Genomic DNA, 24,110 nt, shown 5'->3' on the forward strand with positions numbered 1-24,110 from the left:
CGCGCGGTCTGCTCCGCAGACACGACGCGCCGCCGCTACGCGGCGGTATCCCGTGCTCCGCACGGGAGCAACTCGCCGACTTCGTCGGCGAGTTAGACGCCACTCCGTGGCGCCTTGCCGGATCCGCTCCGCGGCCCGGCGGCCGGCTCGCTCCGCGATCCGACCTCAGTTGAATCCGCTCCGCGCATTCAACTGAAGCAGCGGCTACGAGCAGGGTACTGCCGCGTCTTTCCCGCCTGGCTCCACACGGATCGTGAAGGGGTCCATATCGGTACTTCCGTCCGTAGCGGTGAAGCCCGCGGAGTTAAGAATTGCGAGCATGGCCCGGTGCATCTCTGCGGCGATCACTCCGCTGTGCCGGACCTCAGGCATCTGACGAACGTCTTCTCCGTGCGTCATTTTCTCCAGCACGTCTCTCGTCAGGGCCGGGTCCCTGTGCCAACTGACAAAGACTCCCCCGCCCCCATCACCGAGCGGATCGACCACCACCTGCGCGCCCGGGACCGCGTCCCTGCCCGGGCCTGGTGTAGCCGTGAAACCTGCGAGCCGGAGCTCTCTGACTACGGTCTCGGCAAGACGGTTCCACTCGGCGACGCTCTGTTCATCAGCCCTGAGTTCTTCGAACATGTGCCGCTCCTCCCTCGAGCTCTCGCCTCGAAGCTTCCAGTCTCACAGGCTTCAGATAACTTGCCCCGACCTTGTGTATCAAAGAGCTTGGCACGCTACCTTCTGTTTCCGCCCCCCCTGTGGCCTCGTCCCGGTCGGAAACGGTCGGCTTCAGGCTTCGAAGGTTCAGTCTTGTACGGTTCAAGACAACCTCTTTCAACTCAGTGTGTCATCTTGGCTGGCCCGCTAACATCTGTACTCAGGATGCCTACCCGATCGAGGGCGCTCCTCCACCGCGAGTGCGCGATGGAGGGGCATCGGATGGTGTGTGCATTTTGAGCCCCGCTGAATCCTGAACTCAGCTCCGATCCCCAGGAGGAGAGAATTCGTGATGTGGCTCAGGAAGCCCATCTCGAAAATGCGGGTATTTCCGTTGAGGAGGTGGATTCTCTGGCCGCTTCCGCGCACGCGGGCCAGTTCGACAAAATCGGTGTCCCTTATATCGAGCGTGTCCGGGCGGTTGCGGCTGGCCTCGTTCCGTTCGGCGACGAGCTGGTGATGGCGGGGCTGCTGCACGACGTCCTGGAGGACACCGAGGTGAGCGCTGACGACCTGTTGCAACGTGGGGTGCCTGCGCGGGTGGTGGAGATCGTGAAGGCGGTGACGAACCAGGCGGGCATGGCGTACGAGGAGAAGGTTCGCCGGATCACCGCTGATCCTCAGGCGACGTTGCTGAAGATCGCCGACAACGCGCACAACAGCCACCCCGACCGGGCCGCCCAGTTGCCTGCGCAGAAGCGGGAGCGGCTGGCGGCGAAGTACCGGACGGCACGGATTGAACTGTGGCCGGCGGCTGGGCAGGCGGACATCGAGACCGTCGTGTCCATCGTCAACCCGTCCCTGCTCGCCGAGCTGGGCCAGCGATGACCAGGCGGGCCCCTGAACGGGCTGCTGGGCAGGTTCTGCGGCCTTCACCAGGTCGAGGCCGTCGATGCCGTCGTGCGGGCGCTGCAGGGGCCCGCGGATGGGCGTGTGCCGGAGGCGGGGTTGCGGTGCCAGTGCATCGCCGCGACCGGCTCCGGCAAGACCCTCATCGCCGCCGCCACCGCGCAGCGGCTTGGGGCGCGGCGGGTGTTGGTGTTGGTGCCGACGCTCGATCTGCTGGTGCAGATGGCCACTGCGTGGCGGCGGGATGGTGGTCGGTCGGGGCCGATCGTCGGGGTGTGCTCGCTGCCCGCGAAGGACTCTGGCGGGCTGCCATGTACGACGGACGAGGCGGTGCTCGCTGCGTGGGTGCGGGATCTGGAGACCGTCACGCTGTTCGGCACGTACGCGTCCGTGGACGTGGTGCGCAAGGCACACGCGCTGGGTCTGGAGGAGTTCGGCCTGGTCGTGGTCGACGGGGCCCACCGCACGAGTGGGGATGGGCTGAAGCCGTGGGCGGCTGTGCACGATCAGGACAAGCTCCGGGCGGTGCGGCGGCTGTACATGACCGCAACGACGCCGCCAGACTCGCCGACCAGATCGCCGCGCGGCGCGAGGCCGGGGAGCCGGTCGGGTCAGAGGCGGGCGCGCTCACCGAGGAGCGGCGCCATCTGCTCGACGACGTCGACCCCGGCTGGTGCCCGGCCTGGGACGCCGGATGGCAACGCTGCCTGTGCCTCGTGCAGGCGCACCTGGCCGACGGCGGGAGCCTGCCCACGAAGGCCGGGGACGTCGTGGTCCAGGGCGAAGACCTCGGACGGTGGGTCACCGCACAGCGCTACAACTTCGAGCAACTAGCGGCGGCGCAGCAGTGGCTGCTGGACGTCCTAGGGATCGAGCCGGCTCCTGAGAACGAGCGGCCGGTGAAGGTGACACAGGACCACAAGTGGGCGCTCAACCTGACGGCCGCCCGCCAGTTTCATGCGCGCGAAGGATACCTCAACGTCCCCCGCAAACACGTCGAGGCCCTGGCCGTGGAACTGGCCGGACCGGCCGCGACCGAACGGGAGGTCACGCCCGAGGGCAGCGTCCTGGTCGACCTCGGCATGTGGACCGCCAACACCCGCCGCCGCGCCGACAAACTCACCGGCCAACGGCGAGCCAGCCTCGACCGGTTGGGCATGCGCTGGTAGATGCCGCGTCACACTCCGAACAAATCACGGGCGCTGGCCAGCTCTATGTTCGCCTCCTGCCCCATTGTGAACCGCCCCCGGCACAGGGGACACGGGTGGCGAGCGGTCATCTTCGGCTCACGACAGCGCAGTTGGCTCCTACCACCGGCTTACGACCAGCCCGGCCCGTCGTCAACTCGCACCACCGCCGGATTCGGCGAACTACCGGTGGCTGCGCACGTGCAGCCCGAAACCCGTGCGGCCTGCGGGCTCCAGTCCTTCCTTCAGACGCAGCGAGGGAATCTCGTAGTCCCCGAAGTTCTGCCGCCGGAACGCGATCGGTTCGGTCGACTCCATGGTGAGCAGGCGCTGCTTCCAGGCCTTGGCGACGTCCTGGTACTCCTCGTCGGTCATCCGGTCGGCGCTGTACAGCACGAACGGCGGCAGCACCTCGATGCCCGGGTAGTAGAGGATGCCATGCTGGATCGGGAAGAGCAGGTCGTCGATGGGGCCATTGATTCCGCGCGCGTCGTAATGTGATTCCGGGCCGCCGGTGGTGACCGACAGCATGGCCCGCTTGCCCGCCAGGGTTCCTTCACCGAAACGCTCGCCGTACTTCGTTTCGTTGTGCTCGCCGACGCCGTACGCGAAGCGGAAGGTGAACACCCGGTCCACCCAGCCCTTGAGGATCGCGGGCATCGTGTACCACCACAGCGGAAAATGGAAGATGATCGTGTCGGCCCACAGCAGCTTCTCCTGCTCGGCGAGGACATCCGCAGTGAGCGCTCCGCTTTCGAAGGCCCGGCCTGAGTCGAGGGCGACCTTGAGCCGGTGCGAGGCGTCCAGACCGTAGTCTGCGGCGTCCAGCACCGCCTTCCAGTTCATCGCGTAAAGATCGCTCACCCGTACCTCATGGCCGGCGCTCTCCAAGGTGGACACTGTCAGGTCCTTGAGGGAGCTGTTGAGCGACTTCGGCTCTGGGTGGGCGTGGACAACCAGCGTCTTCATGTGGATTCCTTCAGATCGGATGTTTTTGACCTTAGGTCGCCACATGAGCCTCACTGCTGTCTGCCAGCGGGCCGTGTACGTTTCGTGATCGTTCGGACAGGACGCCGTCGTGCCCTGCCCTTGACCGCCGCGCCCACCCGGTCCTCCAGTGACCCGTATTGCCCGCCTCACGCCCGCCGGGCTCACACGCGTTCACACAGCCGAGGTAGGTCCGCGGTCGTGGTCGGACAGGTGAACGGGCGGCACGACCAGGGCGCCGGGCTCGTCGGTCTCCACGTGCGCGACGAGCAACGCGAGGACGCGTTCGATGCCGGCCCCGGTGCGGGCGGGCGCTCCCGCAACCGGGTCGTGGTCTCCTCGCCCACGTGCAGGTCCAGGCGGAGCCCGTGCGTCACGTCCCGGCGGTCTTGTCGCCACTGCGCATGCCGCGTAGCGCTCACTTCCTTGCGGGCGGTGCGGTCGGCGGCCCACGCCACCGCGTCCGGGGCGTCCTGCACCCGGTAGACAGCCATCCCCTGCTCGCACCTCAGGTCGATGATGCGGTCCGATTCCTCAGCGCGGGCCCGGCGGGCGGCACGGGCACCCTGGGACAGCGGGCCGGGTGCCTCACCGGCAAAGTCCCGTTCGCGCTCGATCGTCTCGCGAACCTGGGTCGAGGGTGAGTCCCTCGGCCTTGCCTCCGATCATCTCGCGCGCCACGTCGTGGGGTGTCCACATAGCGACTCTCCTCCTCTCGACCCCGGCGTCAGGGATCGTGGTGTGAGACCACGATGTACGCCCGCACAGTGTGTCAACTAAGGGCTTGCAGATCATCAACGCGTCATCTTGATCATGCTGCTGGGGTTGTCGCTTACGGCTCGAACCCGAGCCTGGAGGGCTGTGAGGGCGGAGGGCGGGGTGGCCGCCGGCGGGATGACGATGCTGTGCGCCTTGAGTAGTGTCCTGATCTTCAGCAGGGTGCGGTGCATCGCTGTCCGGCTGCTGCCGAACAGCACGGCGAGAGGTTCCGCGGCCGGGGCGACCCGCAAGTGAAGGACGGCCACCAGGATCTGGTCGGGGAAGGCGAGTCGGGGCGGGCGGCCGCGCTTGACGTCGCCGTCGACGGCCAAAGTATCGGTGAGATCGCTCGGTTGCTGCCGGGACATGCCGGTCAGGAAGGGGTCGGACAGGAGCGCATGATCCCACTTCGGGGTTGGCTTCTGCGGGGCCGGGCGCTGGGACAGCAGGGCATGGCTGGGGGTGCACGGCATAGTTCCAGTCGCCATGGAAGGCGTGTCGGGTCAGTGGCAGGGCCGCCATCTCCGCGTCGCCGATCTGGTCCCCGGTCGGGTGGACGTTGGTGTCGAGCTCGGCCATGACGCGTAGTCCGGTACGGGTGGTGGTCGCGGCGATGGACTGGACGATGACTTCGTGGCTGGTCAGCGGGCGGCCGCGCCAGTTCATGGTGATGTACGAGAAGAGCCGGTGCTCGATTTTGTTCCACTTCGATGTGCCCGGCGGCAGGTGGCAGACGGTGATCGTCAGTCCTGTTTCGGCCGCGAGCCGGGCGAGTTGGAGCTTCCAGGCCCGGGTGCGGTAGCCGTTTGAGCCACCCGCGTCGGCGGTGATGAGCAGTCGTGTTGCCTGCGGGTAGGTGGCCCAGCCGTGGCCGGACCACCAGCGGTGGATCGATTCCACTGCGAACGCGGCGGTGTCGTGATCGGTGCCCACGTTGACCCAGCCGGTGTTGGCCGCGAGATCGTAGATCCCGTACGGGACGGCCTTGCCCAGCTGGGGGTCGGCGAAGTCATGGACGTTCACCGGCATCGGATCAGCCGCAGGCCGCCATTGGCGTCCGGTGTTTTTGAATCCGCCGACCAGTTCCTTCTTTTTGGTGTCCACGCTGATTACCGGCTGACCGGCATCCCGGTGATCGCGGGCCTGCTCGTTGAGGTAGTTGAACTGGGCATCCCCGTCCGCATGTTGGCTTCCCTCGATGGTCTTGGCGTTGGCCTGCAGACTGAAGCCATCCTCTCGCAGCAAGTCCGCGACGGTGTCCGCACTGACTTTGTGCCCGGTCCGGGCCAGCTCCCGCGCCAGCGTGCGGGTCGACTTCACTGTCCACCGCAGCGGCGACATCGGATCGCCGCGCTCGTCCGGCTCGACCAGCGCCAGCAGTGCCGGCCGCAGCCCCGGATCGAGATCTGCGACTCTCTTGCGCCCCCGCCCGGCCGCCGCACCCGCCCCAGAGGCTCCTCGCCAGCCTCCAGCTCGGACACGCCCTTGCGGATTGTGGTCTCACTCACCGAGGCCGCACGCGCGACGGCCCACACACCACCGTGCCCCGGGACGCGGGCCTCTGCAGCCATCAGCAGCCGTCGCTGCCGCTCGTCCAGATGCGGGAACAACACCGCTAACTTCACAGCGAGTTGGGCAAGGATTTGGTCCGGGATGCGCATACCACATCAACGAGACACGGGACGAGAAGCAACACCTTGATGATCTGCAAGCCCTTAGACTGGCAGCGGCACTACCGCGCCCTCGCCGGCCTGGTCGACGCTGACGACGTACTGCCGGCCATCGAACCCGGGGTGCTGTTCGAGGGCGACGACCTGGGCAAGTGGCTTCAGCGGCAGAAGCAGCCGGTCGCCTGGGCGCAGATGTCGGGCGAGCAGCAGGAGCGGCTGTCCGCGCTGGGTGTGCAGCCTGCTGAGGCGGCGCCTGCCGCCCCGGCGGCCCCCTGCGTACGACGAAGGGGCCCGACCAAGTCGCAGCAGGCGTTCCAGCGGGGCGCGGCGGCCCTCGCGCAGTGGGTGGAGCGGGAAGGTCAGCGGGCAGTCCCCCGCGGCCACAGCGAGCCGATCGCAGTCGACGGTGACGCGGAGCCGGTGGCGGTGAAGCTGGGGGTGTGAGTCTCGAACACCAAGACTCGGCGCGACAAGCTCACCGCGGAGCAGCTGGGCGCGCTGCGGAATCTGGGCAGGGCTTTCCGCACCGCCTAGGTCAAGCACAACGTCCGCCTGCACCACACCAGCCGTAAATCCTCCGCCACCGGCGATCGGCCATCGGCCATCGGCCATCGGCTGCGCGGACTCACCTGCCCAGCACCTCCCGACGACGACGTGGCCTCCGCGAACGGATTTTCTACCTGCCGGTAACTTATGGGGTATGGCATAGGACATGCAAGAGCTGAGAAGTCTGTAGCTCCCCGACCGGGGCGAAGGAACCGTCGCGCATACCCGTCCCGTCGGAGGTCATGATGAAGAGCTCCGGTTCTTCAGAAATGGCCCTTCGCGAGAATCGCGTACCTGGTGGTCACTGCGCCGGGTTCACCGGTCGGCGGAATCGGAGCTGTCGGCAGGAGAGCGTTCTCGGTGGCGGCCCAGCTGGCGAGGAGCCGTAGGGCGTCGTGCTTGGGGGTGCCGGGTCCGGTGCTGTAGGCGGTGCGGGTCCGGCCGGGTTGTGCGGGCAGCTCCATCGCGTCGAAGTCGAGGATGATCTGGCCGATGAGAGTGAAAGCCGTGACCGGATGATTCTCAGTGCCGCTGCCCTGCTGCGTGAGTACGGGGCGAGCGCGACCAGCATCGACCGGGTCCTCGCGCACAGCGGAGCCCCTCGGGGCTCGGTGTATCACCATTTCCCCGGCGGTCGGGCGCAGCTCATCGATGAGGCGGTGGCGCTGGCGGGGGACTTCATCGCGGGTCTGATCGATGCCGCCATGCAGGCGGATGATCCGGTGGAGGCTGTCGACGCGTTCTTCATGTTGTGGCGCGACCGACTCGTGGAGAGCGGTTTCCGGGCCGGCTGCCCGATCGTGGCGGTGGCCGTCGAGACCAACGACGACGCCCCTCAGCTCGCTCGCTCCGCTGCCGCCGTCTTCGCGCGTTGGCAGGAAGCGCTCGCAGCCTTCTTCGTACGGCACAGCCTGACTGAGGAACGCAGCCGTCGGCTCGGCGCCTTCATCATCGCGGCGGTCGAAGGCGCGGTGATCATGTGCCGGGCCGAGCAGAGCACTGCCCCGATCGAGGCCGCCGCCGCCGAGATCCACGATCTTCTCCTCTATGCCCTGCGCGACCGCCCCGGCGCCGGTTCCGGACCTCGGCCTGGGACATAGCCCGCAGTCGTTTTCGCCCCATGCCAGCTCAGTCCGAAGGAGTCGCCTTGCCCTCGCTCGACCGCCACGACAACGTCTTCGTCCTCGACCTCGGAGACGGAGAGAACCGCTTCCACCCCGACTGGCTCACCGCCGTCGACGCCGCGCTCGACGAGGTGGAGAAGGCGGAGGGGCCCCGCGCCCTGGTCACCGCCGCGACGGGGAAGTTCTACTCCAACGGGCTCGATCTGGAGTGGCTGATCGCCCACGCCGACCAGCACCAGGACTATGTCGTCTCCGCCCACGAGCTGTTCGCGCGGATGCTGTCGCTGCCCCTTGTCACGGTGGCCGCCCTGCAGGGGCACACCTTCGCCGCCGGCGCGATGTTCTCCCTGGCTCACGACTTCCGCGTGATGCGCGCCGACCGCGGCTACTGGTGCCTGCCCGAGGCGGACATCAACATCCCCTTCACCCGGGGCATGGCCGCGCTCATCCAGTCCCGGCTGGCTCCGCAGACCGCGCACGAGGCCATGCTCACCGCCCGCCGCTACGGCGGCGCCGACGCCGCGGCCGCCGGCATCGTCGACCGGGCCGTCAGCGAGGACGCCGTGCGGTCCACCGCGATCGAGATCGCCCGGGCGCAGGTGAACAAGGCCGGCGACACTCTGGGCACCATCAAGGCCCGCATGTACGCCCCGGCCCTGGCCACCCTGCGCGACACCGCCAACCCGCTTGGCTGAGCCGGCACCTCACCGACCGCACACGCCCCGCGCCCCGGGCTCTTCGCCCTGGGCGCGGGCTGCCTCATCCGCCGACCGCACGAGGAGACAACGCCGATGACCGCCGAATCCGCCTGGCACAAGAGCGCGTGCATCCTGTGCGAGAACAACTGCGGCATCCAGATCCAGACCGACGGCCGCCGCTTCGCCAAGATCCGCGGCGACAAGGACCACGTCGCCACCACCGGCTACACCTGCAACAAGGCCCTGCGCCTGGACCACTACCAAAACGGCGGAGCCCGCCTCACCACGCCCCTGCGGCGGGAGACGGACGGCACCTTCACCCCCATCGACTGGGACACCGCCGTCCGCGAGATCGCCACCCGGCTGAAGACCGTGCGCGACACCCACGGCGGGGAATCGATCTTCTTCTACGGCGGCGGCGGACAGGGCAACCACCTCGGCGGCGCCTACAGCGGCGCCCTGCTGCGCGCCCTCGGCGCCCGCTACCGCTCCAACCCCCTCGCCCAGGAGAAGACCGGCGAGGGACACGTCGACGCCCACCTCACCGGCGGACACACCACCGGCGATTTCACCCGCGCCGAGGTCTCTCTCTTCCTCGGCAAGAACCCCTGGCAGTCCCACGGCGTGCCGCGCGCCCGCACCGTGCTCAAGGACATCACCAAGGACCCCGCCCGCACGATGATCGTCATCGACCCGGTCCGCACCGAGACGGCCGACCTCGCCGACATCCACCTCCAGGTCAAGCCCGGCACCGACGCCTGGTGCCTGGCCGGCCTCCTCGGCGTCCTGGTTCAGGAAGACCTCCTCGACCACGCCTTCCTCGCCGCCCACACCACCGGCGCCGACACCGTCATCGCCCAGCTCAAGGCGGTGGACGTCGCCCACTGCGCTCAGACCTGCGGCGTGGACGAGGATCTGCTGCGCCGGGCGGCCCGCGTCATCGGCAACGCCTCCAGCCTCTCGACGTACGAGGATCTGGGCGTGCAGCAGGGTCCCAACAGCACGCTCGTGTCCTACCTCAATAAGCTGACCTGGCTGCTGACCGGGAACTTCGCCACGCCCGGTGCCATGCAGCCGCACTCGTGGATCGCGCCGCTGGCCCGCTACTCCACCAGCCCGCGCCGCACCCCCGTCACCGGAGCGCGGATGCCCGGCGGCCTGGTGCCCTGCAACGTCATCGCCGAGGAGATCCTCACCGATCACCCCGACCGGTTCCGCGTGATGATCATCGAGTCGTCCAACCCCGCGCACTCCCTGGCCGACTCCGCCGCCTTCGCGAAGGCGCTCGCCGCGCTCGACCTGGTCGTCGTCATCGACATCGCCCTGACCGAGACCGGCCGCCAAGCCGACTACGTCCTTCCCGCCGCCTCCCAGTTCGAGAAATGGGAGGCGACCTTCTTCACCTTCGAGTTCCCCCACAACACCTTCCACCTGCGCGCCCCGGTCCTCGACCCGCTGCCCGGCACCCTGCCCGAACCCGAGATCTACGCCCGCCTCGTCCGCGAACTGGACGCCGTCCCCCGCGTCAAGCTCGCCGCGCTGCGCGCGGCGGCTCGCCTGGGCCGCACCCCGTACAAGCTCGCCTTCGCCGCCCTGGCCGTCCTCGACAAGAGCACGCTCGCCATGGCCCCGCACCTGCTGTACGAGACCCTTGGCCCCACCCTTCCCTCGGGCGCCCGCTCCGCCGCGGTGCTGTGGGCGCTCGCGCAGCGCATCGCCAAGGAGTACCCGCTCGCGATGCGCCGGGCCGGACACGCGAGCGCCGACGCCCTCTTCGACGCGATGCTGGAGGGCCGGTCCGGGATCACGTTCACCGAGGACGAGTACGCCGATGCCTGGAACTACGTCCCCCATCCCGACCGCCGTATCCCGCTGCCGATCCCCGAACTCCTCGGTCTTCTCGCCGACCTGGACTCCACCCCGGCCGTTCACACCACCGAGGACTTCCCCATCGTCCTGGCCGCAGGCCAGCGCCGGGCGTTCACCGCGAACACAATCTTCCGCGACAACGCCTGGCGCAAGCGCGACACCCAGGGCGCCCTGCGCGTCAGCCCCCACGACGCCGAGCAACTCGGTCTGTCCGACGGAGCCCCCGCCCGGATCACCACGAGCCGCGGCACCGCTCAGGCGGTCGTCGAGATCGACGACCGCCTGCAACCCGGCCACGCGGCCCTGCCCAACGGCTTCGGCCTCGACCTGCCCACCCAGGACGGCGGCACCGAACGCACCGGGGTTGCCCTGAACACCCTCACCGACCTCACCTGGCGCGACCCCATCGCCGGCACCCCCTGGCACAAGCACGTCCCCGCCCGCATCGAGCCTCTTCCCGCCTGACGGACACACCGCCTCCCCCGGCGGCGGCACCACCAGCACCACGCAAGGAGAACGACCCGTGACCACCACCGACTTCGCTGCCATGACCGGCCTGGAACTGATGCGCTGGGTACAGACCGAACGGCCCGCCGACATCCCCTCCATCGGCCGCTTGCTCGGCATGCGCTTCGACGAGGTCGACCACGGCCGCATCGTCAGCTCCCTCGACACCCGCCCCGACTTCGCCAACCCCCTCGGAACCGTCCACGGCGGCATCGCCGCCACCCTCCTCGACTCCGCCATGGGCTGCGCCGTCCACACCACCCTCCCCGCCGGAACCGGCTACACCACCCTCGAACTCAAGGTCAACTACATCCGCGCCGCCCGCACCGACGGCCAGACCCTCACCGCCACCGGTACCGTCATCCACGCAGGCCGCCGCACCGCCACCGCCGAAGGAAAGGTCCTCGACGAACAGGGCAAACTGATCGCCCACGCCACCACCACCTGCATGATCATTTAGATCGCCGGGAAGCGCGGCGGCTCCCCGGAGGCCCTCCGGCAGACGGGAGGCGTCGAGCCCGTCGCGGTGGGCAATGAGAACGCCAACGGTGTGACGACTCACGGAGTCAGCACCTGCAAGGTGGTGGATGCCGCGCGCGTCGGTCAAGGCAAGCTCCAGCAGGGCGGCGGCGAGGTCATCGACATGCACGGGGCAGCGGACGTCGTCGGTGAACAGGGCTCCGGCTCGGGACCCGGTCGCGAGGTCGGGCAGCGCGCTCTCGTCGGAGTGCACGACGATCGTCGGAGTCGTGACGGACGACGCCTGGCCCAGCGCGTCGAAGGCGAGCCAGTTCGTCGACGAGGAGACGTCGAGCTCATTCTTGTACTGCGCGACGTTGCCCCGCGCCTCGTTGTCGTAGTAGTCGAAGGCGCCCTCGACGGGGATGTAGTCGGCCGCGTCCGGGTCGGTCTCGCTGTAGACCGTGATGGTCGTCGCCTCGCCGGTCTCCTCGTACTTCTTGCGGGCCGCGGCCGCCTGCTCACGGCGCGTGGCCATGCCGTCCTCGCCGTAGGTGGCGGTGAAGACGTCCTCGTTGACGAGGAACCCGGCGATCGTCGCCATGCCCTTGAGGCGCGGGTCCTTGGCGGCGAGGTAGACCGCGTTGCTGGCCGAGGTGCACACGCCGACCATGCCGATGTCGTCCACGTAGGGCAGATCGGTCAGGTAGGTGACGGCCGCCTTGAGGTCGCTGAGCTTCTCGGCGGGCGACTCGTACTGACGCGGCTGGCCCTCGCTCTCGCCGTAGTGGGCGTAGTCGAAGCTGAGGGCGACGAAGCCCTGCCCGGCGAACTTCTCAGCGCAGGTTCCCGCCATCTGCTCCTTGACCGAGGTGAACGAGCCCTGCACGATCACCGCCGGGTAGCGGCCGTTCTCGTCGAGGTCGTCCGGGGTGAACAGGTTGCCCACCAGGGTCAGACCGTCACGGTCGAAGGTGATCTTGCGCTTCGCGCTGTACTCCTCGGTCGTTGCGTTTCCCCGCGCCGCCCTGGCCGTAGCCGGTGAGGCCGACAGGGCGCAGGTGTAGGCATCTGTCTGCCCGCGGGGGGCGGCTGGTCCGTCCGCTGCCCGGATGCCACGTGTCGAGAGTGCCCCCGGTGCGGCGTGTCCACAATGGGAAGGATTTCTCCTAGGCGCCTGACCAGCGACGACAACCCGGACGCCCCGTCCGACAAGGCCAAGAACGGATTCGCCGGCACGAGGGACTCCACTGCTCGCGCACGACGGACAAAAGCACCGAAGCGCTAACCGCTGTACCGGTGTGAGCCGACTCCCACCCCTCATCGCCACAGCGACGATGCATGGAATCGAACACGGGATGACCAGGATGCTGTCCAAAGTCGTGACCAAACGCTGTCGAAGCCTGGGCTCTGGCCCACTGGTTGTGGAGAGCTCACCGGCGGTGATGTCAGTGGCGTGTGGTGGGATGACCGTGCTCTATCAGTCTCTGGAAGAGGTAATGCTGTGTCCGGGTATCCGTCGCTGACACGTGCTCTGGCCGAGGCGCTGGTCGACGTTCTCTGGTTCGTCGAAGGGTGCGAAAACGAGCAGATGGACCCGGATGACGCGGTGAGGGTCCTGGAGGGTGTTGCCGCTCTGGTGTCCCATCTGTCGGTTGATCAGCGAAGTGAGTTCATGGATTTGCTCGGCTCGATGGCTTCGGAGGAGAAGGACCCATCGCGTCGCGAATTCTTGCTGTCCTTCCCCGAGGGATTCGGCCTCGTCGAGGAAGACTCCTGACCTGCGTCCCTATGCGTAGAGCAGGACCCGCTTGCGGAGGAGTTCGAATCCTGCGCGGCCGAACATCTGACGCTTGAGCATCTTGATCCGGTTGACGTGTCCTTCCACGACGCCCGAGTTCCAGGGCAGCGTGAGGCCGGCGATGACCGCGTTGAGGTCACGTTCGAGGTGCTGAGCGAACCGGCTGAGGCTGGGCAGGTCGCTGGCAGCGCGGGCGGATGTGATCCATTCCGGCAGACGCTCGCCCTCCAGCTCGGTGACCATGCGAGCGAAGGAGCGCACGTGCTCGGAGAGCGCGGCCAGTTCATGGCAGTTGGCCAGTACGGCCTTGAGCTGGATCCGGTCACTTTCGGGCAGGGCGTCGGGGTGGGTGAGGAGCCAGCGTGTGACGGAACGGGCCGAGGGCGGACGAGGGCCGACCGGTCGGGGCTTGCCGCGGAGGTTCCTGCTTGCGTAGGCACGGACCCTGGCGTAACCCCGGGGATATCCCTGTTCTTTGATCTCCTCCCACAGTTTCCAGGCGTTGGTGCATCCTTCCTGCCAACGCTGATCGAGGTAGGGCTTGTAGGTGTCCAGCGTGGTCGGACGGTTTGCCACTGCCCGGTGAACATCTCCTCCGGGGTGGCGGCGCGGGAGAAGCGCAGGATCGTGTTGAGCGTCATGCCGAGCTGCCGGGCGACGGACCGTTTGCTGTGCCCGGCGGCGAGGAGCGCGTGGATGGTGGCGTGCTTGGCGCGAGTACGTTCGGCGAAGCGGTGCCCTGTGGGCCAGGGCGACGAGGCGGCTGACTCCGGCTCCTCCTGGAGCTCCCGGGGCTGTTCCGATATGGGGCGCAGGCAATTGCGGTGCCGGTAGACGCACTTCTCGGTGGCTTCGCCCAGGTTGTGCCAAAGGTGCCACCGATCGGCGACTTGCAGGCCTTGTGGGGCGCCGCGGGTGGAGCCGTCGGCGAAGAACGGGGCCCTGTCGCGGCAGACGATCTCGATGCCGGGGCGCTCGGCGAGCCAGGCCACGAGGGTGTCGTCCTCCCGGTCGGGCAGGAGATCGATCGGACGACGTGTCTCCACGTCGACGAGCACGGTTCCGTGGTTCTGCCCCTTGCGCTGGGCGTATTCATCTACCCCGAGCACGCGGGGCGTGGCCGTGGGCGGATCCGGAAGCGAGGTGATCAGCCGCAGCAGGGTGTTGCGGCTGACTGGCCTCCCAAAGACGTCTGTCATGCGGGCCCCGGCCCGCCCGGCGAGCGCAAGGCCGACCAAGACGAGCGTTGATCGCAGCCGTTCCGTCCGCCGGCCGAACCGGCGGGTCAGTCCCGGTACCTGCTCGACGAATGTCTTGCGTGGACAGAAGCTCGCTGCGCAGACGAGCCGGCGCACCCGTAGTGCCACGACGACGGGCTTGCCCGCCGTCGGCAGATCGTGAGGAAACCGCAGATAGGAACCGTGTATTCGTTCTGACCAGCTCCCACAGCCCGGACAGGGCGCCTGCCGGGCTGTGGGAGCTGGTCACCCGGACGGCCATGTCGGTCGTCACGACCGACTCCACCAACACGTTCTCCACCGAGGAGAACAGCAACTCCTCGAGTTGCAGCCGTACTTCGTTCACGGCGCAGCACTGTCGACCACACCGCACACCGGCCGGGCGATTTTCGGGCTATCTCAGCCGCCGATCCGATGAGATCGACAGTCACGCTGCGTACGCGACCACACCAAGTGGACCAGAGCCTCCGCAGCCTCGGGGGTGCGGAGCTTGGGACGGGTCCATCCGAGCGTCTGCTTTACAAAACGGAAAGTGTGTTCAAGATCGAAGCGCCTCAAGAACGCTTGCCACCGCAGGTCGACGTCCTTGCCGGTCATGCCGGTCCTGGAGGACCACAGCCAGACCGGCAGTGGGTCACCTCCACCGGGCAGATGGTCCACCTGGAGGCGGATGAGGGTGCCCTCGATGACGGGGAGCTCACCGTCGTGGTCAATCCACGCGCTGCGGGTGGTGAGCCGCGGGTGGATGCGGTCCCAAGCCATGGCCTGGGCGGTGCCGTAGCGGTCGGTGACCTGCACCGTGGCCGAGTCGGGCTCGCCCCAGGTATCGGGCCTGGCGAAGCGGAACCCCTTGCCGTGCTTCGGCGGTCGCCCGCCCTGAGGATAGGACAGGGCGTACCCCTTGAGTGAGGGCTTCGGACGGCGCATCACCCGGTCTGAACGCATCCGTCCCAGCACCTCGACGGGCAGGCCGTGGAGGAGGTAGGCCATGCGCGGGGCGTCGTAGCCGGCGTCGAAGACGACCAGGATGTCCGGGTCGCCTCCTCCCACTGGCCCTGGCCGATCCAGTTGTTCGCAACGCGGCGGACCTGGGCGGCGGTGACCTCGGCGACATCATCGTCGGGACCGAGGCGGACCGCGTCCAGCAGCTGGCACCACGACGTGCGACCCGTCTCCAGCGCGGCGACGAACGAGTACGGCCAGCCGGGAATGAACTGGTCACTGGAACGTCCCGAGCGTCCGTAGACGTGGCAGAACAGACGGTCCGGGCTGGTCGGCGCGTCGGGCCGCAGCCACGGCGAGACATCGACCGCCAGGACCAGGCGCCCGTCGGCGGCCTTGGGCTGCGGCAGCACGGCCAGTGCCTTCCGCAGCCCGGCCACCTCGATGCGACCGTGGTTGAGCGCGTCGTAGAGCGCGCCGTGACCGCGACGGTGTTCGGCCAGCAGCGTCAGGTCCACCGGCGACGTGACCGGCCCGTTCTCGCACAGCATCGCGTCGCACAGCTCGAACAGGGTGTCACCGCGTCGAGTGAGGCAAGCGTAGAAGTCTTCCCGGAAGTGTGACGCGAAGTCGAACGCATCGCGCCGGGCGTCATGATGCAGCAAGCTCACTCCTGCGGCCTTCGTATGAACGTGATTCCTTGGCGGAACGCATGCTCATGCGAGGGCCATCAGCGTGCCCGGCGAACTCCCCAACGAGTGAGCACGTACGAGGCGACGTTCGAGGTCAGAGGACAGGCTCAGAGTCGGGCAGCGGTCAGCCGCGAAGGGTGACCTCGCTCGGGCCGTTGAACGGGGCGAGCGAGGTCACCGTCTGCGGTGTCCGCAACCCGTCATTGTCCGCGAAGAGCTGCCGCGCCGCAGCGAAGGACACATCGCCAGCCGTCACCTCCGCGGCTTCGTCGTACAGCTCGCGGATGGTGTCCGTCATCTCCTCGTCACTGCCGGCCCCGACACCCCAGACGTCCCAGAGGAGCGTCTCGACCTTGTTGAGCGCCGCGAGGTCGATGCGGATGTTGCCCGCCACGAACCACTCTCCGATCAGTGGGCCGCCTGGCAGGGGGAGCCCGTATGACTTTGGATCGGCCTCGCCAGCGCGGATCCGCCGCCAGGCGTCACCGGCGACTTGGAAGCGGTTGCGCGGGACGTCCATGGGATCGAAGCCCACCTTGTGAGTCTCCACGACGAGTGGGTCTGCCAGCTCCGGATCGGCGAGCAGCCAGCCTCGCGTCGGGTCCCAGTACTCAGTGACCACATGGTCGAAGTGGAAGCCGTCCGCACCGAAGTAGTCGACGAAGCCGGACCGGATCCGGGCGGGTATGCCCGCGTGCCGCAGGAATGAGCAGTGCAGCAGCGCAAAGTCGCGGCAGATGCCGACGAAGCGGTCGCCGAACTCGCGGCGCAGGGACAGCGGGGCGTCGTTGCGCGCGATGATGATCCGCAGGATGTCATCGATGTAGCGCGTCTCGGCGTCGTTGTGGAGACGCGCTTGAGGGGCGGCGTACTCGAAGAGGTCCTCCTCCAGGCGGTGGACCACCAGGTCCCTGGCGATCCGGGCGAGCTCGCGCGGATCAGCGGGCAAAGCGGCGTACAGCCCTGCGAGATCTCCGGGGTCAGAGAACGGGCTCTGCGCGGCGTAGAAGGCGGCGGTGTCCGAGGCAAGGCTAGGGATTGACATGCGCGCCACCGTGCCAAATTCCCCTTACGAATGTCCATGGATGAACGCATCCGCATGCAATGGCCGTCTGCTCGCCCCACAAATGCCCGACAGGTGAACACACCTGAGCAGCTCGTCGTTCGAGCTCAGAGGTTAAATGTCAAGCTAAGGGCTCGCAGAGAATCAACATGTTGCTTTGATCTCGGTGGGGCTGGCGTTCTCGAGGAACGCGGCGATGTCAGCGGTTGTGCGGAACCTGGCTGTCGAGGGCGGAATCGTGTAGCCGTGCTCGGCCAGCAGGGGCTGGACTTCATGGACAGCCCTGGTGAGTGTGCTGCCGTTGACGCCGAAGAGTTGGGCGAGTAGGTCTCGGGTGCCGAGTTTGCGCAGGTAGAGCACGGCAGCCAGGACTCTGTCGGCGGTCGTCAGCTTGTCCTTGGCGCCTGCGCCGTGAGCCCGGACTCGCTCGCCTCCTCGCTGCTGTCGCCGCCCTTGCTCACGTATCTCGTCCAGTTCCTGGTCGAGTTGGTTGACGAGCGCGGCCAGCTCCGGTTCGGGGATCCCGGTCAGCTCCGGGTTGCGCAGACACCCGGAGCTGGGCTGCGGGGACAGGCTGACGACCGATCGCGGGATCTTGGCTGTGGCGGTGTCGCGAAGTGAGGGGCGGAGGGTGTAGTTCCAGTCGCCGTGGAAACGGTGGCGGTGCATGGGAAGGGCGTCGATGTCGCTGTCGGTGACCTTGATGCCGGTGTCGTAGGTGCCCGGGTCGAGTTCGGCGTGGACGGTGAGCCCGGTGTGGGTAGTGGTCGCCGCGATGCTGTTCGCGATGACGTCATGACTGGTCAGAGGACGCCCTCGCCAGTTCATAGAGATGTGGGAGAACAGCCGATGCTCGATCTTGTTCCACTTCGAGGTGCCCGGCGGCATGTGGCAGACCGTAATGTTCAGGCCCGTCTCGGAGGCAAAGGCGGCGAGTTCGGTCTTCCAGGCGCGGGTGCGGTAGCCGTTGGCCCCGCCTGCGTCCGCAGTGATCAGTAGACGGGTGGCGGCCGGGTAATCGTGCTGGCCTCGGCCCTGCCACCATCGGCGGATGGAGGCAACGGCGAAAGCAGCGGTGTCGTGATCGGTGCCGACACTGACCCAGCCGGTGTTCGCGGCGATGTCGTAGATCCCGTACGGGATCGCCTTGCCCGGCCCCTGCCTATCCAGGAAGTCGTGTGTCTTGACCAGTGGCGGCTCGCCTTGGGGCCGCCACTGACGGCCGGCGTTCTTGTAGTCGCCGACGAGTTCCTTCTTCTTCGTGTCCACGCTGATCACCGGCTGGCCGGCATTCATGTGTTCCCGGGCTTGCTCGCTGATGTAGTGGAACTGGGCGTCACGGTGCCTCGGCGCCCTGGTGCAGTGGCGTCTCGCGCTCCCCCATGAGGGAGGCCTGCCAGGTGTCGTCGGCGGTGAAGCACCCGGCCAGGGCGGCCTGGTCGCGCTCGTCGTAGGCCCAGCCGTAGCGGGCGATGCGTTCGGTGATCAGCAGCCGGTCCAGGACGGGCCCACCGTGCTCGTCGCTCGGGGAGCTCGGCCGGGCGAGCGCGAGGATCCCGGCGGCGGTGCCCCAGCCGGGGACGGGGCGGGCGGCGGTGGTGTCCGTGGTGGTGGTGTCCGTGATGGTGGCCTTGGCTCTTGCCTTCCTTCTTTCGCGGGTTCTGTCGGCTCCGGACAAGGGTCGGTCCGGGCGGCGTGGGCCGCCCGGACCGCTCATGACGCCTGTCACCTCGCCAGTTCGGCCAGTTCGTCCAGGCGCGTCAGCTTGTGCGGGTTGCGCACCACGTAGATCCGCGTGATGCGGCCGTTCTCGACGTCCAGGCTCACCGCGGCCGGCTCGCCGTCGAACTCGATACGGCCCGCGGGGGCGCCGTTGAGCCAGACGGGCGTCGTGTCGAGCGCCTCGACGAGCCGCTTCGCCCTGGCGAGAACCGGCGCCACCTCGGCGGCGCCCCGGATCGGCACCAGAGCGGCCGCGACGATCCCGCCCCCGTCGGCGATCATGACCACGTCGGGGGACATGACTTCGAGCAGGTCCTGCAGCTTGCCGGTGCGCAGCGCGGTCAGGAACCGCTCCACGACGGCCTGTTGCTCGGAGCGGCTCACCTGCATCCGTGGCCGACGGGCCGCCACGTGCTCGCGGGCGCGCCGCGCGATCTGCCGCACCGCGGCCGCCGTCTTGCCGACGGCCGTGGCGATCTCGCCGTACGGCATGTCGAAGACCTCACGGAGCACGAACACGGCGCGTTCGGTCGGTGCGAGCGTCTCAAGGACTGTCAGCATCGCGATGGAGACGCTCTCCGCGAGTTCGACGTCCTCCGCCACGTCGGGGCTGGTCAGCAGCGGCTCCGGGAGCCACTCCCCCACGTAGTCCTCGCGGCTGCGGGACAGTGAGCGCAGCCGGTTGAGGGACTGCCGGGTGACGGCCCGCACGAGGTAGGCCCTTGGTTCGCGCACCTCGGAGCGGTCGACGTCGGCCCACCGCAGCCAGGTCTCCTGGAGCACGTCCTCGGCGTCGGCGGCGGAGCCGAGCATCTCGTAGGCGACCGTGAACAGCAGGTTGCGGTGGACGACGAACGGATCATCGGTCATGGCGTCATGAGTCACACCGATCATCGTGTCAGGCCGCGCCGGCCGTCTGGGGCCGCTTGGCGAGCGGGATCTGGCAGGCCTCGGAGTAGCCCTGCGAGGTGATGCCATGGGCGGTGTTGACCCGGGTGGAGAGGTTGGCGAAACCGATGAAGACGGTCAGCTCCACCAGGCCCGCCGGGCCAAGCTGCTCGAGCAGGCTCGCCGACAGCTCGTCGGTGACGGTCGGCGGGGTGGTGGTCATGGCCTCGGAGTACTCCATCACCTCGCGCTCCAGCGGCGTGAACACATCGGAGTCCCGCCAGTTCGGGACCCGGCTGGCCTTGTTGAGGTCCAGGTTCTGGTGCAGCGCGGCGAAGTAGTTGATGTCCAGGCACCAACTGCAGCCCACCTGCGCCGCCACCGTCATGTGCGCGAACGTCTTGAGCCCTTCGTCGACCGCGTCCCACTGCGCGGCCTTCGCCGAGAACTCCAGGTTGGAGGTGGCCACGGCCGGATTGTTGAAGACCACCTCGACGGGCTCGGGCAGCGAACCGAACTGCGCGAGCAGCGCCTCCTTCATCTCGGTGGGAAGCTCTGCCTTGGGGATACGCGGTGCCATGATTTTCTCCTTTTTCAGCGGCCTCGCGGCCTGTTTGGCATGAAGACACCGCCGGGCGCACATGTGTGACAACCACCCGTGCGCGCCGGCGGATGTGGCCCGGCCGCTCAGACGAGGGCCGGAAACTTCAGCAGCTCACCGTCGGTGTTGCTCCGGGTGTTGCTGGTGACGTAAGCGTCGCCCCTGGGGTTGACGGCGAGGCCCGTGGGCTCCTTGAGCGTCGTGGCCGTCGGGATCGGGGTGGACGCGCCCGTGCGTGTGTCGATGCGGGTCAGGGTGCCCGGGCCTGGGTCGGTGGCGGGGCCTGAGCCGTAGGACAGGGCGATGAGGTCGCCGTCCGGGGCCACCGCGAGGTCGATGAGGTCCGTCAGGCCCGTGGCGAAGACGGTCGGCTCGCTGCCGGGAACGTAGCGCCAGACGCGGCTGAGACCCTGGTGCATGCCACTCATGTCGGCGATGCAGAACGCGCCGCCACGGCCGCGCAGGACACCGGTCGGCACCGCCTGCAGGGGGACGTTGTCGGTCGGCCGGGTGGCGGTCGGGAAGGCGAAGACGGTCTCGGTGCTGCCGTCGGGGCGGATCCGGATCAGGTCGTTGGCGCCGGCGTCGGTGACCAGGCAGTCCCGGCCGTCCCTGGCGAAGCCCCACGGGTTGGAGAAGACCTCGGCGGTGCCGGGGTTGCCGGCGTCGGGGGTGCTGTTCAGCTCGTGCACGGCGAGGTCGCCGAGGACCTTGCCCTTGGTGGTGCTGAGGGTGCTGAAGCCGAGGTAGCGGTTGCGTCCCACCTCCACCGGCGGCGGGCACGGGATCTCCGGGCCGCTGCCGGCCTCCACGACCAGGAGCAAGCCGTCGGCCTGGATCTCGACATCACACGGGTTGTGCAGTCCGCTCGCGGCGACCACGGCGCTCGGGGCGACGGGCGCGGCCTGGCTCGGTATCGCGGTCGCCATCGCCATCGCCATCGCCATCGCCAAAGGGTGCGGCTCTTCGTGAGTGAGCTGTGGATTGCCGCTGACCTGGATGGTTGCTGAATGGGTGCTGCGTACTCAATCGTCGTGGTGTCGACTGGTCGGGATTTCGGGGTAGTGGCGATGGTCTCGTGGCATGAGGAGATCGACCGGCGGGAAGCTGCCGAGCGGGAATAGAGCAGCGAACTGCGGGCGCAGGTGGCGGAGTTGTCGGAACGGCCGGCTGAGCACGAGTAGTGCTGTCGCGGCTGGAGATTACGCGGGAGACGATGCCGGACATCCTGTCCGGTGACGGCACGGTCACTGCACCCGGCCAGGAAGTACTCAAGGCCGAGCCGGTGGATGCGGGCCTGGCCGGCACCGCGGCCCCGGCTCAGCGAACGTCCATCCGGCCGACGCCCAGCTTGGCCTGCCGCGCGAGCGTTACAGCCTGGGCGTGCGGAGACTGGCTGTGCTCGAGGCCGTCCGCGGCTCCTACGCCACCGCGCTCGAGGCGATCACCCGCCACTGCGGGCAGCCGGTCATCGGCAAGCGGCAGGCCGAACAGCTCGTGCGGGCCGCCGCGGTCGACATCGCCGCCTTCTACGCCACCCGAATCCCGGCTCCGGACGGCAAGGAGACGCTGCTGGTGCTCAGCGTTGATGGCAAGGGGATCGTGATGCGCCCCGGTCACCTGCGCGAAGCGCCCCGGAAAGCGGCCGAGCCGGCTCAGCACACCTTGCGCACCCGGCTGTCCGCCGGCGAGAAGAGCTGCCGCAAGCGGATGGCGACCCTCGCCGTCGTCGACGACGCCGAGCCGGCCCCGCGCCGGGTCCACGACATCATCACCCCGCCCGGCGGCCGCACCACCACCCGCACCTGGCGCAAAGGACCCAAAGCGTATGCGAAATGGTTCACCGCCTCGGTCCGCGATGACCCCGGCCAGGTGATCCTCGCCGCGTTCGACCAGGCCGAAGCCCGCGACCCCGGACATCACCGGTGCTGGGTGGTCCTCATCGACGGCGCCACCCACCAACTCAACCTGATCCAGGCGGAGGCCGCCCGCCGGGACGTCACCATCCTCATCGTCCTCGACATCGTCCACGTGATTGAGAAACTGTGGGCGGCCGCCCGGTGCTTCCGCACCGCCGCTGACCCGAAGTCCGAGACCTGGGTCGGCGCCAAGGCCGCCCGGATCCTGGCCGGTGACGCCCGCGGCGCCGTCCGCGACATCCGTACTGATGCCGACCGGCACCAGCTGAGTGCCGAGCAACGGGCCGCGGCGGACCCCGCCTGCCGCTACCTCACCAACAACGCCGACCACGTCCACTACGACCAGGCCCTCCAGGCCGGCTGGCCGATCGCCAGCGGCATCGTCGAGGGAGCAGCCCGCCACCTCGTGGCCGACCGACTCGACATCACCGGCTCCCAATGGAGTGTCCCGGGCGCCGAAGCCGTCCTCACCCTCCGCGCCCTCATCAGCAACGGCCACTTCCCGCAGTACTGGATCTTCCATGTCCGAAGGGAACGCGAACGCCTCTACCCCAACGCTGACCAGCACAACTACGCGTTCATGACCTGAGTGGCGATTTCACTCCAAAAGAGCCGCACCCTTCGTTAAATCCCCACGGCCCATACCTCCAGCCTGAACTCAACGACCGTGCCGTGTCAGCAGATCCGAGAAACAGCGCCTAGATCAGATGCCCTCTGAGAGACCAACGAGGCACCGTGCTGATGAGTTGCGAGTTCGGACACCTCCCTCAACGGCCCAGGTGCCGGGTGTGTTGCGCCCTCGCCGCCGTCACCCCCATCGGTGGCCACTCTGAAAACTCTCACTGGATCAATTCGATGTGCGGGTGCTTCGGGGACGCTGGGCAGACATGGAGCTGCAGGCCGTAGCCGCCAGCAATGTCGATCAAGGTGAAGTTCGCGGGCGGAGTGCCCGGAAGTGTCGAAGTGGGGTTGCTGCGTTCCTCTTTAGGGATCCAGCTGTCACTGCCGGCGTCCCATTCAGTGCTGGCGATAGCCAACAGCGGGTATGCCTCGGTACTGCATTCGGGACACGGTCGAGGCGTCGGGTCCGTGAGGCCCCAGCGGGACCAGCCGCCAGTTTTCCAGCCAGAGGCATAGGACAGGTTGTCCACGTAGAAATGGTCCGGGGCATCGTCATATGCACGGTCCCACGCAGCTCCGGCCGCCTCCCACCGGCTGCGGTCTTTCAACCGCAGCTGGAGCTCCTGGCTCAGTTCCAGCGGATGGGGGTACTCGGTGACCTGCTCCGGTGCGAGCCGGGACGGTTGTGGCAGATAGTCGGAGCTCTGCATTGCAGCTGGCTCTGGGGCAGCGTCCAGCACCTTGTTCACCGTGCCAGAGATGCGCCAGAACAGCACTGTGCGGGGATGAGCCGGGTGATTGAAGGGACACCAGAGGACTTGGAGCAGATCGGCACCGGGTGGGCTGATCGGAAGCGGGACGTCGCGGGCGTACAACTGAGCGACGGGCAGTAGGGGGATAGGGCCCTCGGGCCAGGGGCGACCCGCTTGGAGCCGCCTCTCGGCGGCCCGTTCCTCAGGTGTGATCCACGGCTCCTGAGGGCTGCGGCTGCGTCTGAGCGCTGTCGCAGCCCGGTTGCGGCGCAACTGCCGTACGTCGTCCGGAGAGAGGCCCACTCGGCCGCTTCTCACATGTGACTCTTCGCAGTGCGGCCACGGCTCGTCGGCGGGCCACAGAAGCGGGCCGCCGACGGAACTGTCGTACACGGACGGCGCCCCGGGGCGCGGATGCAGCCGGGTCGCCGTGCGTGCCAACGGGGCCAGGTCTGGAAAGAGGACCGTGACGTCGAGCGGCCGAGGCGGGGTCGTGAAACTCATACTGGCT

At 68.1% G+C, this 24,110-nt stretch carries 18 protein-coding genes and 8 pseudogenes; 10 read left to right on the forward strand and 16 right to left on the reverse strand.

The annotated features are described in order from the left end of the window. Positions 1–204: 204 nt before the first annotated feature. Positions 205–627, reverse strand: a complete 423-nt coding sequence (locus ACIRF8_RS35480) for a hypothetical protein (RefSeq protein WP_404222008.1) — start codon at positions 625–627, stop codon at positions 205–207. A 372-nt stretch (positions 628–999) separates the two neighbouring features. Here ACIRF8_RS35480 and ACIRF8_RS35485 point away from each other — a divergent pair, with 372 nt between their 5' ends. From ACIRF8_RS35485 to ACIRF8_RS35495, 3 genes are all read left to right on the forward strand, one after another. Further along, positions 1,000–1,533 (forward strand): HD domain-containing protein, encoded by a 534-nt coding sequence (locus ACIRF8_RS35485; RefSeq protein WP_404222010.1) that lies wholly within the window; start codon positions 1,000–1,002, stop codon positions 1,531–1,533. A 105-nt stretch (positions 1,534–1,638) separates the two neighbouring features. After that, on the forward strand, positions 1,639–2,388 hold the full coding sequence (locus tag ACIRF8_RS35490; RefSeq protein ID WP_404222012.1) for a DEAD/DEAH box helicase family protein: 750 nt from the start codon (positions 1,639–1,641) through the stop codon (positions 2,386–2,388). A 71-nt stretch (positions 2,389–2,459) separates the two neighbouring features. Further along, a complete protein-coding gene (locus tag ACIRF8_RS35495; RefSeq protein ID WP_404222116.1) occupies positions 2,460–2,723 on the forward strand; it encodes a helicase associated domain-containing protein in 264 nt (87 codons plus the stop codon). Positions 2,724–2,924: 201 nt separating this feature from the next. On the opposite strand, the gene ACIRF8_RS35500 is transcribed toward ACIRF8_RS35495, so the two are convergent. Next, complete coding sequence (locus ACIRF8_RS35500; RefSeq protein ID WP_404222014.1) at positions 2,925–3,710, reverse strand: NAD(P)H-dependent oxidoreductase; 786 nt, start codon at positions 3,708–3,710, stop codon at positions 2,925–2,927. Positions 3,711–4,522: 812 nt separating this feature from the next. Next, positions 4,523–6,148 (reverse strand): annotated as a pseudogene (locus tag ACIRF8_RS35505) (ISAzo13 family transposase). A 51-nt stretch (positions 6,149–6,199) separates the two neighbouring features. Here ACIRF8_RS35505 and ACIRF8_RS35510 point away from each other — a divergent pair. Continuing rightward, a pseudogene (locus ACIRF8_RS35510) lies at positions 6,200–6,691 on the forward strand (helicase associated domain-containing protein); the annotation flags it as partial. Positions 6,692–6,966: 275 nt separating this feature from the next. Here ACIRF8_RS35510 and ACIRF8_RS35515 read toward each other — a convergent pair. Beyond that, a complete protein-coding gene (locus tag ACIRF8_RS35515) occupies positions 6,967–7,293 on the reverse strand; it encodes a hypothetical protein (RefSeq protein ID WP_404222137.1) in 327 nt (108 codons plus the stop codon). On the opposite strand from ACIRF8_RS35515, the gene ACIRF8_RS35520 reads away from it, so the two are divergent. The 4 genes from ACIRF8_RS35520 to ACIRF8_RS35535 all read left to right on the forward strand — a co-directional run bounded on the left by ACIRF8_RS35520 (position 7,219) and on the right by ACIRF8_RS35535 (position 11,361). After that, positions 7,219–7,803, forward strand: a complete 585-nt coding sequence (locus ACIRF8_RS35520) for a TetR/AcrR family transcriptional regulator (protein ID WP_404222118.1) — start codon at positions 7,219–7,221, stop codon at positions 7,801–7,803. The genes ACIRF8_RS35515 and ACIRF8_RS35520 overlap by 75 nt on opposite strands. 47 nt (positions 7,804–7,850) lie before the next feature. Beyond that, positions 7,851–8,522, forward strand: a complete 672-nt coding sequence (locus ACIRF8_RS35525) for an enoyl-CoA hydratase-related protein (RefSeq protein WP_404222016.1) — start codon at positions 7,851–7,853, stop codon at positions 8,520–8,522. Between the two features lie 96 nt (positions 8,523–8,618). Beyond that, positions 8,619–10,859 (forward strand): molybdopterin-dependent oxidoreductase, encoded by a 2,241-nt coding sequence (locus ACIRF8_RS35530; RefSeq protein WP_404222018.1) that lies wholly within the window; start codon positions 8,619–8,621, stop codon positions 10,857–10,859. A 160-nt stretch (positions 10,860–11,019) separates the two neighbouring features. Continuing rightward, positions 11,020–11,361: a PaaI family thioesterase gene (locus ACIRF8_RS35535; RefSeq protein ID WP_404222121.1), complete on the forward strand. Its 342-nt coding sequence runs from the start codon at positions 11,020–11,022 to the stop codon at positions 11,359–11,361. Here ACIRF8_RS35535 and ACIRF8_RS35540 read toward each other — a convergent pair. Then, a pseudogene (locus ACIRF8_RS35540) lies at positions 11,356–11,607 on the reverse strand (dTDP-4-dehydrorhamnose reductase); the annotation flags it as partial. The gene ACIRF8_RS35535 and the pseudogene ACIRF8_RS35540 sit on opposite strands and share 6 nt — an antisense overlap. A 351-nt stretch (positions 11,608–11,958) precedes the next feature. Beyond that, positions 11,959–12,684: pseudogene (locus ACIRF8_RS35545) on the reverse strand (alpha/beta hydrolase); the annotation flags it as partial. A 180-nt stretch (positions 12,685–12,864) separates the two neighbouring features. Here ACIRF8_RS35545 and ACIRF8_RS35550 point away from each other — a divergent pair. Beyond that, on the forward strand, positions 12,865–13,140 hold the full coding sequence (locus ACIRF8_RS35550; protein WP_404222021.1) for a hypothetical protein: 276 nt from the start codon (positions 12,865–12,867) through the stop codon (positions 13,138–13,140). A gap of 9 nt (positions 13,141–13,149) precedes the next feature. On the opposite strand, the gene ACIRF8_RS35555 is transcribed toward ACIRF8_RS35550, so the two are convergent. The 9 genes and pseudogenes from ACIRF8_RS35555 to ACIRF8_RS35595 form a co-directional block, all read right to left on the reverse strand. Next, positions 13,150–13,737 carry a transposase gene (locus ACIRF8_RS35555; RefSeq protein WP_404222023.1) on the reverse strand — a complete coding sequence of 196 codons (588 nt, stop codon included), beginning with the start codon at positions 13,735–13,737 and terminating at the stop codon, positions 13,150–13,152. A gap of 83 nt (positions 13,738–13,820) precedes the next feature. Beyond that, positions 13,821–14,588: pseudogene (locus tag ACIRF8_RS35560) on the reverse strand (ISL3 family transposase); the annotation flags it as partial. A 258-nt stretch (positions 14,589–14,846) separates the two neighbouring features. After that, positions 14,847–16,006 (reverse strand): annotated as a pseudogene (locus ACIRF8_RS35565) (NF041680 family putative transposase); the annotation flags it as partial. A gap of 151 nt (positions 16,007–16,157) precedes the next feature. Continuing rightward, positions 16,158–17,078: a transglutaminase-like domain-containing protein gene (locus ACIRF8_RS35570; RefSeq protein WP_404222123.1), complete on the reverse strand. Its 921-nt coding sequence runs from the start codon at positions 17,076–17,078 to the stop codon at positions 16,158–16,160. A gap of 162 nt (positions 17,079–17,240) precedes the next feature. Beyond that, positions 17,241–18,437, reverse strand: a pseudogene (locus ACIRF8_RS35575) (ISAzo13 family transposase); the annotation flags it as partial. After that, the gene (locus tag ACIRF8_RS35580) at positions 18,433–18,774 is read right to left on the reverse strand and encodes a hypothetical protein (protein WP_404222026.1); all 342 of its coding nucleotides are present in this window, start codon (positions 18,772–18,774) and stop codon (positions 18,433–18,435) included. The gene ACIRF8_RS35580 and the pseudogene ACIRF8_RS35575, both read right to left, overlap by 5 nt. Before the next feature lie 47 nt (positions 18,775–18,821). Beyond that, on the reverse strand, positions 18,822–19,688 hold the full coding sequence (locus tag ACIRF8_RS35585) for an RNA polymerase sigma-70 factor (RefSeq protein WP_404222028.1): 867 nt from the start codon (positions 19,686–19,688) through the stop codon (positions 18,822–18,824). Positions 19,689–19,716: 28 nt separating this feature from the next. Next, positions 19,717–20,286 carry a carboxymuconolactone decarboxylase family protein gene (locus ACIRF8_RS35590; protein ID WP_404222030.1) on the reverse strand — a complete coding sequence of 190 codons (570 nt, stop codon included), beginning with the start codon at positions 20,284–20,286 and terminating at the stop codon, positions 19,717–19,719. A gap of 107 nt (positions 20,287–20,393) precedes the next feature. Then, positions 20,394–21,254 (reverse strand): ScyD/ScyE family protein, encoded by an 861-nt coding sequence (locus tag ACIRF8_RS35595; RefSeq protein WP_404222032.1) that lies wholly within the window; start codon positions 21,252–21,254, stop codon positions 20,394–20,396. 382 nt (positions 21,255–21,636) lie between these two features. Here ACIRF8_RS35595 and ACIRF8_RS35600 point away from each other — a divergent pair. Beyond that, a pseudogene (locus tag ACIRF8_RS35600) lies at positions 21,637–22,815 on the forward strand (ISKra4 family transposase); the annotation flags it as partial. Between the two features lie 250 nt (positions 22,816–23,065). Here ACIRF8_RS35600 and ACIRF8_RS35605 read toward each other — a convergent pair. Continuing rightward, positions 23,066–24,103, reverse strand: a complete 1,038-nt coding sequence (locus tag ACIRF8_RS35605) for a hypothetical protein (RefSeq protein WP_404222034.1) — start codon at positions 24,101–24,103, stop codon at positions 23,066–23,068. Positions 24,104–24,110: the final 7 nt, after the last annotated feature.

It is taken from the genome of Streptomyces sp. NPDC102406 (assembly GCF_044765725.1).
Taxonomy (GTDB): domain Bacteria; phylum Actinomycetota; class Actinomycetes; order Streptomycetales; family Streptomycetaceae; genus Streptomyces.